At 69.2% G+C, this 12,145-nt stretch carries 9 protein-coding genes; 2 read left to right on the top strand and 7 right to left on the bottom strand.

Annotated elements, in window-relative coordinates:
- Positions 1 to 14 precede the first annotated feature (14 nt).
- A complete protein-coding gene (locus tag ACXC9Q_RS01145; protein ID WP_457054577.1) occupies positions 15 to 656 on the bottom strand; it encodes an HAD family hydrolase in 642 nt (213 codons plus the stop codon).
- 76 nt (positions 657 to 732) lie between these two features.
- The gene (locus tag ACXC9Q_RS01140) at positions 733 to 1,950 is read right to left on the bottom strand and encodes a GH12 family glycosyl hydrolase domain-containing protein (protein ID WP_457054576.1); all 1,218 of its coding nucleotides are present in this window, start codon (positions 1,948 to 1,950) and stop codon (positions 733 to 735) included.
- 289 nt (positions 1,951 to 2,239) lie between these two features.
- On the opposite strand from ACXC9Q_RS01140, the gene ACXC9Q_RS01135 reads away from it, so the two are divergent.
- Positions 2,240 to 3,007, top strand: coding sequence for an META domain-containing protein (locus ACXC9Q_RS01135; protein ID WP_457054575.1), 768 nt, complete (start codon positions 2,240 to 2,242; stop codon positions 3,005 to 3,007).
- On the opposite strand, the gene ACXC9Q_RS01130 is transcribed toward ACXC9Q_RS01135, so the two are convergent.
- The 5 genes from ACXC9Q_RS01130 to ACXC9Q_RS01110 are packed head-to-tail and all read right to left on the bottom strand — an operon-like array spanning position 2,994 to position 10,703.
- Complete coding sequence (locus ACXC9Q_RS01130) at positions 2,994 to 5,939, bottom strand: sugar-binding protein (protein WP_457054574.1); 2,946 nt, start codon at positions 5,937 to 5,939, stop codon at positions 2,994 to 2,996. The two genes, ACXC9Q_RS01135 and ACXC9Q_RS01130, sit on opposite strands and share 14 nt — an antisense overlap.
- Before the next feature lie 57 nt (positions 5,940 to 5,996).
- Positions 5,997 to 7,394: an NAD(P)H-hydrate dehydratase gene (locus tag ACXC9Q_RS01125; protein WP_457054573.1), complete on the bottom strand. Its 1,398-nt coding sequence runs from the start codon at positions 7,392 to 7,394 to the stop codon at positions 5,997 to 5,999.
- A gap of 2 nt (positions 7,395 to 7,396) precedes the next feature.
- Complete coding sequence (locus tag ACXC9Q_RS01120; protein WP_457054572.1) at positions 7,397 to 7,747, bottom strand: holo-ACP synthase; 351 nt, start codon at positions 7,745 to 7,747, stop codon at positions 7,397 to 7,399.
- 60 nt (positions 7,748 to 7,807) lie between these two features.
- On the bottom strand, positions 7,808 to 8,800 hold the full coding sequence (locus ACXC9Q_RS01115; protein WP_457054571.1) for a LacI family DNA-binding transcriptional regulator: 993 nt from the start codon (positions 8,798 to 8,800) through the stop codon (positions 7,808 to 7,810).
- 43 nt (positions 8,801 to 8,843) lie between these two features.
- Positions 8,844 to 10,703 (bottom strand): alpha-glucuronidase, encoded by a 1,860-nt coding sequence (locus tag ACXC9Q_RS01110; protein WP_457054756.1) that lies wholly within the window; start codon positions 10,701 to 10,703, stop codon positions 8,844 to 8,846.
- Positions 10,704 to 10,830: 127 nt separating this feature from the next.
- Here ACXC9Q_RS01110 and coaA point away from each other — a divergent pair, with 127 nt between their 5' ends.
- The gene (coaA, locus tag ACXC9Q_RS01105) at positions 10,831 to 11,793 is read left to right on the top strand and encodes a type I pantothenate kinase (protein WP_457054570.1); all 963 of its coding nucleotides are present in this window, start codon (positions 10,831 to 10,833) and stop codon (positions 11,791 to 11,793) included.
- The last annotated feature ends 352 nt before the right edge of the window (positions 11,794 to 12,145 follow it).

The raw sequence follows: 12,145 nt of genomic DNA, 5'->3' as shown, positions 1-12,145 counted from the left end.
GCCCCTCCAGTGTCTCAGGCCGCGTCGATCAGGTCTGCCAGGGCGGTCATGTCGTGGAACACCGCGTCCGCATCGGAGAGCTTCGCGGGGTCCGTCATCCCGGCGTACCCGAACACCTTCATGCCGGCTGCAACCGCCGCGGCGACACCCAGCGGGCTGTCCTCGACGACCAGGCAGTCGGCCGGTTTCATCCCCATCGAACCGGCCGCGTGCAGGAACAGATCGGGCGCGGGCTTGCCGTGGGCAACATCCTCGGCGCTGAAGATCCGGCCGTCGAACCGGTCCAGGAACCCCACCGCGGTCAGCGCCGTACGGATCCTGCGGTGGGTGCCGGACGATGCGAGACAGTACGTGACGCCGCGCGCCTCCAGGTGATCGAGGACAGCCTCAACGCCCTCGATCGCCTGCAGGTGCGCGAACCCGTCGAAGAGCCGCTGGTGGTAGCGATCCTCGAGGTCCGCGGGCAACGGCCGCCCGAGCCGGGCCTCGGCCTGCTGCCGCATCGACGCCATGCTGCCGCCCATGAAGTCACGCACGGTTTCCTCGAAGGTGTAGGGCAGCCCGGCGTCGGTGAGCAGCTCGGCCAGGATCGTGTTGGCCAGCCGCTCGGAGTCCACCAGTACGCCGTCGTTGTCGAAGATCACGAGTCCGATCACCACCGCACCCTATGCAATGCGGCCGCCGTGACGTGGGGGAGTCACGGCGGCCGCGGGTATCGCGAGAGCGCGGGGGTCAGTTCTCCTGGATGGAGAAGTCGGTGAAGTTGAAGCGCTGCTTGGTGTTGCCGGTGGACACCACCTCGACGCCGAAGTCGACCTGCCACGTGGTGGCCTTCGGGGCCCAGCCGCGGGAGGACATGTCGTTGAAGAAGCTGGCCAGCGGCATCGTGCCGGACTTCTGCGTCACCTGGGACACGTACGCGGTGTAGCCGTTCTCGTGCCAGACGTCGTACGTGAAGCCGCCGAACGACACGGTGCCGACCTTGTTCCCGGCCGGGACCTGGCCCTTGTTGTCGGTCCAGATCATCAGCTCGTTGTTCAGCCCGTCGCCGATCCACGCGTCGAACGCGACGTTGTAGATGCAGGCGGAGCAGTTGGCGGGCGTGGTCGCCGCGAACTTGGCCGACTGGATCTTCGACAGCGCGACGTCGTTGTAGTCCTTGTGCACGTTCGGGTACGCCTGGACGCCCTTGTCACCCGGCAGCGGCTGGGTGACGTCGAGGAACCAGTTGTTGTAGTTGCAGGCACTCAGCGTGTACGTGCCGTTGTCGTTGTTCCACATGTTGTTGTGGACGTAGTAGGCGCCGAACGACCGGCCGTCACCCTGGTTGTTCGTCGAAGTGGTGACGAACGACGGGTTGGTGCAGGTCTGGCTCGGGCTGCCCGTCGACGTGGGGGTCGTCGTGCTGGGCGTGGTCGTCGTCGGAGTCGACGTCGGCGGCTTGGTCGGCGTCGTCGTGGTCGTCGGCGGCTGGGACGGCGTCGGCGTGCTGGTCGTCGGCGGCTTGGTCGGCGTCGTCGTGGTGGTCGGCGCCGGAGTGGTGGGCTGCGCGGGCGCGGCCGTGAAGTCGTAGTGCGCCGTGTAGGTCAACTTGGTGCCGGCGCGGTACTTCTGGCCGTCGTAGCGCAGAGCGCGCAGGCGGTAGCTCTGGTCGGTGGTCCGGCTCGGGTCGATCGAGAGGATCGCAGGTCCGGAGGCGGTCGCGGTGATGGCGACCGGCTTCTGGGCGAAGCCGTGCAGGACGGTACAGCTGGAGTAGGCGTCCAGGACGCAGGTCTCGACGCGTCCGACGCTCGGAAGGGCAGTCACCGTGCTGTCCGCGGCGTTCGCAGTTGACACCGGGGAGTCCTTGGCCGCGTGAACGACGATCGGCGCGGCGACGAGCGCGCCGACGGCAAGGAACACCGCCGGGATGATCTTGCGACTCCGGGCAGTTCGGATGGGGGGCATGGAAAACACATTCCTCGTCTGCTCGACGGGCCACTCTGCGTTGCCCCAGACCTTCAGTGTGACCCAACAAATGTTGGTTTGGTCCCCAGAGGGCCAGAAACAGGCGGCGTCCCCAGAAACACCGATCCGATCCGGCAGACCGGCGTACCGGCCTTGTCCTTCTCGTTCGCTCTCGCGTACGCCGCGACGTTATCCAACCGTGATCTGACGTGCCAACCCGGGGGCCCGACTTAACGAAGCCTTCACACTGCAACGAAGGACGGGCCGACGGCGTCCGTAGGGTGTGAAGATGCGGACGATCGCCCTGGCCGCCGCCGGTTTGCTGCTGGTCCTGACCGCCTGCGGGCAAGAGTCCCAGGCGGGTGCCTCGCTGACGGGCAAGTCGTTCCTGTCCACCGCCGTGACCGAGAACGGGCAGCCCAAACAGCTCGCGCCGGACACCCGGGTCCGGCTGGAGTTCACCGACGACGGCCGCCTGGTCGCGGACGCCGGCTGTAACTCGATGCAGTCGAAGGTGTCGACGAGCGGCGGCAAGCTGACGCTCGAGGGCGGGCTGGTGATGACCATGATGGGCTGCCCCGGTCTGCAGCAGGGTCAGGACTCCTGGCTGGCGAACATCCTCTCCGGCAAGCCGGCCTGGAAGCTCGACGGTAGCAAGCTCGACCTCACCTCCGGCAGCACGACGATCTCGCTGGTGGACCGCGCCACCGCCGAGCCGGCTCGCGCCCTGGACGGCACCAGGTGGACCCTGACCACCGTCGTCACCGGCGATGCCGCCACCCACCAGGCCGGCTTCGAGAAGGCGTGGATGACCCTCAACGGCGAGCGCGTCACCGGATCGACCGGGTGCAACGACTTCCAGGGCATGGTGGCGCGTTCCACCGGCAAGCTCACCTTCGGCGAACTCGCCACCACCCGCCGCGCCTGCACCGGCGACGCGGCGACCCTCGAGACCACTCTCCTCAATGCCTTGAAGGGCGACGTCAGCTACGAGATCGACTCGTCCACGTTGAAGCTCCGGACAGCGGCCGGCGGACTCGACTTCACCGCCGGCTGAGCCGGACGTCGAACGCCTGGACCTCGTTCTGTGGGGTTTCGTAGGAGACGAGCAGCCGGCCGTCGGCACTCAGCGTGGCGCGTTGGGCCGCGGTGAGTGGGATGGACCAGTGCTGGACGCCGTGGCTGATCTGCTGGCTGGACTGTTTGACGAGATGACCGCTCATGTCCGGGGACCATGGCGGGATGCCGCCGTCGGTGACTGCGCAGGGCGTCAGACCGTAGTCGGGCGCTGGGTCCGCGGCCAGTGAACAGCTGGTTGTCCAGACCGGGATCGCACCGAGCTGACCGGTGGTCAGGAACGCCCGGGCCGTACCGGCTCCACGCGAACTGGTGACGATGTCCACGGCGTTTCCGCGGAGTCCGGCGGACAGGATCTTCAGGTCGCTGGTCGGGACGCGGCCGGAGATCGGTACGCCGTTGCGGGCGGACTGGGCGATGGTCTGAGGCGACAGGGCTCCGTTCAGGTTCGGGTTGGAGACGTTCGGCGGTGCCGGGGTGGTCGGGCGATCCGCCGGTGGCGTGTAGCCCGGCAGGGTCGCGAGGCCCCAGCGGTACGGGTCGGACTGGACCGAGCCGAGCGCAGACCAGGCCAGCCGCGTACTCATGTCGATGTGCCGCAGCGTCGTCGTACCGGCAGCTGAGGTGTCGTCGTTGTCGTACGGCGTGATGTTCAGGCCCAGCCGGGTCGGGTCGACGGCGGCGGGCAGGTCGGCCAGCGGGATCTTGACCTCGAGGTCGTAGCCGCCACCGGCGTACGCGTGCGGGACCGTGGTCTCGTTGCTGCCGACCCACTGCGCGGTCGACGCGACCTGCACGCCCGGTGCGTTGCCGGTGTCGAGTGAACCGCTGGAGTAGCCCTGGTGGTTGTCCGCATCCCGCTCCCAGCAGGGCCCGCCGCTCTGGGTGAACGGGAAGATGCCGAGCTTGAACGTGTTCGCGGTGTCCTTCAGCGCCTCCGATGCGTTCCCGCGCGGGTCGAGCAGGATCTCGACGGAGTCGGCCTGCCAGTGGCCGACACACTCCGCCGGAGTCACGGCGTACGACTGGTAGTCGTCGCGCACGTGGACGAAGAAGTAGAGCGCGTCGTCGGACCAGCTCACCTTCGCCGTACTGCCTTCTCCGGTTGACGAAACGCCGCAGTCGTCCACGCCGGTGCAGGTGGCCGCGCCCTGCCAGATCCGGCCGAGGTCGAGCGTCGGGCCCGGGTACTCACCCGGCTCCGCCGTGCCGTCGACCACCGGGGTCGCCTGCGGGATGACCGTCGTCGGCACCAGGGTCAGCGTCAGCGTCTCACTGCCCGTGGCGGTCCGGATCGGGATCGACACGTTCTGGTTCGCCGGCAGTGACGTGTCGGTGTTGGTCAACTTGAACGTCACGGTGGCGTCCGCACCGGGCTGGAGGTCGTACGGCTTCGAGGGCGCGTCGACCGTGAAGTCGGCCGGCAGGTCGAGCGACACCGCACCGCTCTGCTGCTGCGCCGACCAGTTGTGCACGACAACCGGCAGGTCGATCGTCTGGCCGATCCCCATCGACTGGATGGCCTGGGACCGGCCGAGACGGTTGGCCTGCGGCGCGGTGTTCTGCAGCCACTGGTCGTACTCCTGCCAGTTCCCCCACCGCTGGAAACGTCCCTCGGCAGCGGCCACGATCCGTACGACGTTGTCGGTGTAGCCGGAGGCATGAGCGGTGGTGTAGCGGGCGGCGACCTTCGCGTTCTGGTCCACCGGTGCGTTGGCCGCCGGGGTCACGGTGAAGGTGATGTCGGCGGTCGACTTCGCCGGGACGGGCTTCGATCCGTCCGTGGTCCACCCGGCCGGCACGGTCAGCTCGATGTTGCCTTTGGCAAGCTTCCCGGACGGCGCCTGGAGGTGCACGGTCGCCTGGAACGGCTCACCGGCGACGTTGTAGAACCGCGAGAAGGTCAGGTACTCCAAGGTGCCCAGCGGGAGCCCGCCGGGATCGGGCTTGGTCGCGCCGAACAGGATCGCCTCGTCGAGCCCCGCCTGTGGACTGCTGTTCGGCTGGAACGGCACGAACGACTCGGTCATGCCGAACCGCGAGCACGCCGGAACCGAAGTCCCCTTGAACATCACCCGGCTCTGCGTCGGGTACGCCGAGCGGCCCTCGTCCGCGATCTGCTGCCAGATCTTCGCGGTCCCGGCCGGCTGTCCCTGCAGGTTCCCGGCCGGCCACTTGTACGGCGAATCGTAGCCGGTCCACACGCCCGCGACGGTGTCCAGGCCGGTCGGGGTGAAGCCGGTGGTGCAGTTCGCGGCGGTCGTCGTACCGCCGGTGCCTGCCGTGCTGCCGCCGGAGAAGACCTTCTTCACCTGCCAGGTGCTGAGCGCGTGCGGACCCTTCAGCTGCTCGGGGAACCGGGTCGGATCGGCGGCCGCGAGGACGCCTTCCCAGATCAGCCGGCCGGCCTGCTGGTGGTTGCCGTGACCGGCGGCGAGGGTCGGCGTGAAGCCGATGTAGATCTCCGGCTGCGTCTCGCGGATGACGCGGGTCACCCGGCGCAGCGTCTCCTCCTCGTCCCAGAAGTACTGCGTCAGCGGCGCGCTCTGGTTGTAGAAGAAGTCGATCCGGTCGAGGTTGAAGATGTCGACGGTGCCGGAGCGGTAGTGCGCGACGCGGTCCTCGTTCTCGCGGCGCAGACCGAGGTCGGGGCCGAGCTCGTTGCCGACCGCATTGCCGCCGCCTTCACCGCGCGTCACCTGGATCACGCCACACTTCACGCCGTACCGCTGATGCCAGACCCCGCAGGGCCCGATGATGCTGGTGTCATCGTCCGGATGGGCCCACTCCCCCATCACGTCGATCTTCGTCTGCCGATCAGCCACATACGGCTTGGCCACACTGGCCGATGCGACCGGCACCGGCAGCACAGCAATCAGAGCAAGGACGACGAACCCCACGAATCGCTTCACGTGCACACTCCAAAGGCGGTGGAGGCACTGGCAGATCCAGTCCTACGTCCACACCACTCAGGCGCGCAACAGGAACCGCGTGGCTTCCGGCAGAGCGGCCGCCACCGAGAGGGCCGTGACCGGGGCACTCGACGAAGCGAGGTTGGCCGCGGCGCCATGCAGATAGGCGCCGAGGGAAGCCGCATCGAAGGGCGTGAGACCGGACGCGAGGAGTGCGCCGCAGAGACCGGCCAGGACGTCGCCGGCCCCGGCGGTGGCCAGCCAGGGGGTGGCGTTGGTGTTGACGCGGACGTGCCCGTCGGGGGTGGCGATGACGGTCGTCGAGCCCTTGAGGAGGACGGTGACGTCGAAGCGTTCGGCGGCGAGCCGGGCGTGCTCGAGACGGTTGGCTTCGACCGTGGAGCGGTCGACGCCGAGCATGCGGGCCAGCTCGCCGGCGTGCGGGGTGACGAGTACGCCGGTGTGGTCGCCGGACTCGTCGAGCGCCTTCAGTCCGTCCGCATCGAGGACGACGGGCTCCTCGGCGTCGAGGAGTTCGCGGATCCGGTCGATGTCGAGTTCGTCGCCGAGACCGGAGCCGATGGTCCAGGCCTGCACACGTCCGTCGCCGGCGACGATCTCCGGATGGGCTGCCCGGACTTCGGCTGCGACCGCATCGGGGCCGACGTACCGGACCATGCCGACGGGGCCGCCAAGGGCGCCGGCGGTCGCGATGACGGCGGCGCCCGGGTATTGCGTGGAGCCGACCATCAGGCCGAGGACGCCGCGGGAGTACTTGTCGGACTCGCCGTGGGGGACGGGGTAGCGGGCGCGGACGTCGGCGGCCTGGAGGGATTCGACCGGGGCCGGTGGGAGGTCGAGGCCGATGCCGACGAGGTGGACCGGGCCGCAGGCGGTGGCGGCGGGGTCGATGAAGTGGCAGATCTTGTGGGTGCCGAAGGTGACGGTGAGTGCTGCGCGGACGTGCGGTTCCGGGGTCTCACCCGTGTCGACGTCGACGCCGGACGGGGTGTCGACGGAGACGATCGGTACGTCGTACTCGTCGGCCAACTCGACCGCGGCCAAGGCGTCCGGGCGGAGGCCGGGGCGACCGCCGATGCCGACGATGCCGTCGACCACCACGTCGGCGGTGCTGATGTCGTCGGTCGAGCCGACCCGTCCGCCGGCGGCTTTCAAGGCCTCCAGACCGGCCGAGTGAGCCTTGGTGGAGAGCAGGACGGCGGTGACCTGGGCGCCGCGGCGGGCGAGCCGGGCACCGGCGTACAGGGCGTCGCCGCCGTTGTCGCCGGAGCCGATCAGCAGCACGACGCGGGTGCCGTACGTCCCGCCGAGGAAGTTGCTGATAGCAACTGCCAGACCGGTCGCCGCACGCTGCATCAAGGTGCCCTCGGGCAGCCGGGCCATCAGCTCGGCCTCGGCTGCTCGGACCTGTTCGACGGTGTGTGCGCGACGCATGTTCAGCCCTCCAGGATGACCACGGCCGAGGCGATGCCGGCGTCGTGGCTCAGCGACAGATGCAGACTCTGGACACCCAGCCTGCTCGCCTGGGCCGCGACCGTGCCGCTGATCTCCAGCCACGGCCGGCCGGTTTCGTCGGTCTGCACCTCGGCGTCGTGCCACAACATGCCCGCGGGTGCGCCGAGTGCCTTGGCGAGTGCTTCCTTCGCCGCGAAGCGAGCAGCCAGCGAAGCCGGCGGCCGGACCGCCTCGGTCGGCGTGAACACCCGATCCCGCAGACCGGGCGTTCGCTCGAGCGTCTTCATGAACCGCTCGACGTCGACCACATCAATGCCCACGCCGACGATCATGGTCCTCACCCTAACCGGACGCCTCCAGCGGAAGAGCACGTGCCGCTGGTGGCGCGGGGGTCAGCCCACCGGGGGCGCCGTCGACTGGCGGATCCGCATCTCCACAGCCAGGTCCATCCGGAGGGCGGCGGGTGTGAGGCCGCGGGCGAGGTCGAGGACGAGGCGGGCGGCCAGCTCGGCCATCTGGTGCAGCGGCTGGTGGACGGTCGTCAGCGTCGGGCCGACCCACTGCGCCACCGGGAGGTCGTCGTACCCGACCACCGACAGGTCGCGCGGGATCTCCAGCCCGAGCTCGCGCGCGGCCTGGTAGACACCGAGCGCCTGCATGTCACTGCCCGCGAAGACCGCCGTTGGCCGCTCCGGCAACCGGAGCAACGCGAGAGCTTGCCGGTGACCGCCGCCGACGCTGAAGTCACCCGCGCGGATCAACTCGGGCTCGACCGCGATCCCGGTCGAGCGCAACGCGTCCTGGTATCCGTCGACCCGCATCCGCGAGCAGAGCGTCTCGACCGGCCCGCCGATCATCGCGATCCGGGTGTGGCCGAGCTTGCGCAGATGCAGGGTCGCCATCCGCCCGCCGTTCCAGTTCGCCGAGCCGATGGACGGTACGTCGTCCCCCTCGTCACCGATCGGGTCGACCACGACGAACGGGATCCGCCGCGCCTCCAGCTGCGCGCGCTGGTCCGGATCGAGGTCGGAGAACACCATGATCACGCCGAGCGGCCGCCGGTTCAGGACGGACTCGATCCACTCCTGCCGCGGCCGCCGGGCGTCGCCACACTCGGACAGCACCAGCTCGACGCCCTCCGCCCGGAGCACACCCTCGACCCCGCGGATCAGCTGGATCGCCCACTCCCCACTCAGCTCGGGGAACACCAGGTCGATCATCGGGCTGCTCGCCGTACTCGCGCTCCGGCGCTGGTAGCCGTGCTCCTGGATGATGCCCTCGACCTTGGCCCGGGTGTCCGCGGCGACGTCGGCGCGACCGTTCAGCACCTTGGAGACGGTAGGGACCGAGACCCCGGCCTGCTCCGCGATCTTCGCGATCGTCATCCGCTGACCCACGAGCGCCTCCCCCTCGAAACTTTCGGCCAGCCTACCCGTAGATCGTGCGGCCCTCCGCGTCCCGGATCCCGCTGAGACGGTAGAAGTACGTGTTCACCTGATCCCGCCAGTCGGCGGCGTTGGCGAGCTGCGCCTCCAGCCGGGAGGCGATGTTCTCGCGGACCACGGGCTCGAAGCGGTCCGCGATGGCCTTCCAGCGGGTCAGCATCGCCGCCACCTCGTCGTACCCCTGGAAGTGGGTGTCGTAGATGTGCTGCAGGACCGTGCGGCCGTTCTGCAGGACGTGGTCGTACCCGACGTGATGGAAGAACAGCAGGAGTTCGTCGGGGCAGGTCCTGACGTTCTCGTAGCGGCTCGCGAGGGGCTCGGGGTACTGCCCGGTGAAACCGGAGCCGGTCGCGACCGTGCGGTCGACGCCGACGCCGTAGCGGTCGGCGAAGTGGTACGTCCCGCGCGCCGAGTACTCGTACCCGTTCACGTTCGGGCCGTAGTGCGTCTGCGGCGCGACCATGAACCCGACCCCGAGCGGCGCGGTGTAGCGCTCGTACGTCTGCCAGGACCCGGCCATGATCGACACCAGCTCGGATCGGGTCCGATCGTCCATCGCGAAGGTCGCGGCGGCCCACTCGTGCAGCAGGCTGACCGGATCGGCACCCGGATCCCAGGCCAGCCGGCCGTACGCATACAGGTTGCTCTGGGCAAGCTTGTGACCGGTCCAGTTCGGATCGTCGCCGACGTTGGCGACGGCAACGATCGCATCGGTGCGCTCGGCAACGGTCGGCCCACCCGATCCGGTCGTGTCGAACTGCAGGATCTCCCGCCACCACGGCCCGAGGTAGCACAGATCCTGCTGCTGCCCGGTGTACTCCTGCGTCACCTGCAACTCCACCGCGAACGCGGTCTCCTGCAACTCCCCCAGCAACGGCGACATCGCCTCCCGCGCCTGGAAGTCCAGCGGCCCGTGCTTCACCTGCAGTACGACGTTCTCGTCGAACCGCCCGTCCAGCGGGATGAAGTGGTCGTACGCCGCCCGCGCGCGATCCGTCCGGCGATCCCGCCAGTCCGGCCGGCCGCCGTACCCGGAACACCGCCAGAACACACTCCCGCCGTACGGCGCCAGCACCCGGGCGAGCAGGTTCGCGCCGTCCGCCGGCGACCACCCCTCGGAGTCCGCTGACACCACCAACCCACCGAGATCGGGTACGGCGTCGTACAGGCGCCCGACCGCGGCCGACCACCACTGCGCCGCCCGCTCGTCCGGTGGATCGGTCATCGCGACCGCCAGGCTCAGCGCGATCCCGTACTCGCGGAACACCGCCGCCAGCCGGGACACATCCGGGAGATGGTCGGCGAGCAACCGGGTCTCGGCCATCGCGACCGCGTTGATCCCGATCGACGCCAGCATCCGCGCGTACGCCCGCACCCGGGTCAGATCCTGGACCACCCGGCCGTCGCGGAAGAATATCGATCCACCGGAGTACCCGCGCTCGACGGAACCCGCCAGATTGTCCCAGTGATCGAGCATCCGGACCGGGATGGCCGGCCGCTCGACCACGGTGAAGTCGCCGGTCATCCACTCGAAGTACCGCAGCAGGTAGAAGTACCCGTACAGCAAGCCACGACCGCCCTCGGCGGCGACGACCAGTTGGTTGCCTCGTCGCACCACCACGAAGCCTTCCGCGCCCAGCCCGTCGAGCGGCAGCGCGGCCTCGACCTCCTGCCACAACGACGATTCCCGGACCCGGGTCAGCACGCACAGCGCAACTTCCACGCCGTTGCGGATCCGGCGGGTCTGCCGGAGCTCGGCCCGGATCGTCTGGGCCAGCGCCCCCGAGGCGTGCACGGTCACCTCGGGCAACCGCTGAGAGCCGAGCCAGCAGGGGTCGAACATCACGCCGGATCCTTTCACACGACCCCGGTCACTCCGGGGCGCCGCGGGTCCGAAAGTTTCGGCGCTGTCCGATTGAGACGAAGCCCACTACCTCCCGGGGTGGGTGCGCCCCGAGAGGATGGGAAGAATGGGGCTCATGCTGCAGCCGTCGCGGGAGGTGACTCCCTACACCGAGCTCGACCGTGCCGCCTGGGCGCAACTGGCCGAGACGACCGTCTCCCCGCTGACGGTGGACGAGATCGAGCGGCTGCGCGGCCTCGGTGACGAGATCGACATGGACGAGGTCCGCGAGGTCTACCTGCCGTTGTCGCGGATCCTCTCGCTCTACGTCCGGCACGCCCGCGCGCTGCACGCCGACACCGAGAGCTTCCTCGGCAAGCCGGCCGCGACCCGGACCCCGTTCGTGATCGGCATCGGCGGATCGGTTGCCGTCGGCAAGTCCACCACCGCCCGGTTGCTGCGCGAACTGCTGGCTCGCTGGCCCGAGCACCCCCGGGTCGCGCTCGTCACCACCGACGGCTTCCTCTGGCCGAACGCGGAGCTCGAGCGCCGGAGCCTGATGATGCGCAAGGGCTTCCCGGAGTCGTACGACCGCAAGTCGCTGCTGCGCTTCGTGGTCGAGGTGAAGTCCGGCATGGACGCGGTCGAGGCGCCGGTCTACTCCCACCTGCACTACGACCGGATGAACGGCGTACGGACGACCGTCGAGCAGCCCGACATCCTGCTGCTCGAGGGCCTGAACGTCCTGCAGCCCGCGCCCCGGCACGCGGACGGCAAGAGCGGCCTCGCGGTCAGCGACTTCTTCGACTTCTCCGTGTACGTCGACGCGGCCGCCGACGACATCCGGTCCTGGTACGTGCACCGCTTCCTCAAACTGTGGGAGACGGCGTTCCGCAACCCGGAGTCGTACTTCGTCCGGTACGGCGAACTGAGCCGGGAGGAAGCGGTCAAGAAGGCCGAGTCGCTCTGGGACGGCATCAACGGCCCCAACCTGCGCGAGAACATCCTCCCCACCCGCTCCCGCGCCACCTTGGTCCTCCGCAAAGGCCCCGACCACGCCGTCCGCTGGGTCAGACTCCGCAAACTCTGACCCCCACCCCGGTCGGGGGAAAGCTCCGACCCAGCAGGAACCTCGGACACCACACCCGTACCTCGGACATGACACAGCCTGTCCGAGGTCCCCAGATGGTGTCCGGGTCCGGGATCTGCCGCGCGACCACCAGGCGAACGAATCGGTCCGGGTGTGGTGCAGCTTGACAGGAGGTGTCGGTCCCGGGGCGGCGCTCGCGCGGGGTGTTCAGGCGTGAGACCGGCCGACTGGGCGGGAGCAGGGCCGAGACCTCCTAATGGGTGTTATCGGGTCGGTTGGTGACAGACTCGGTGGCTGGTAGCCGCTGGCGGGTGAGCACTCATACCTCCTGGACTGTTTGAGTCCTGTCGAC

Source organism: Kribbella sp. CWNU-51, from assembly GCF_054073265.1.
Note: the sequence above shows the minus strand (reverse complement) of the source record. Positions and strands in the feature narration are given on the sequence as shown.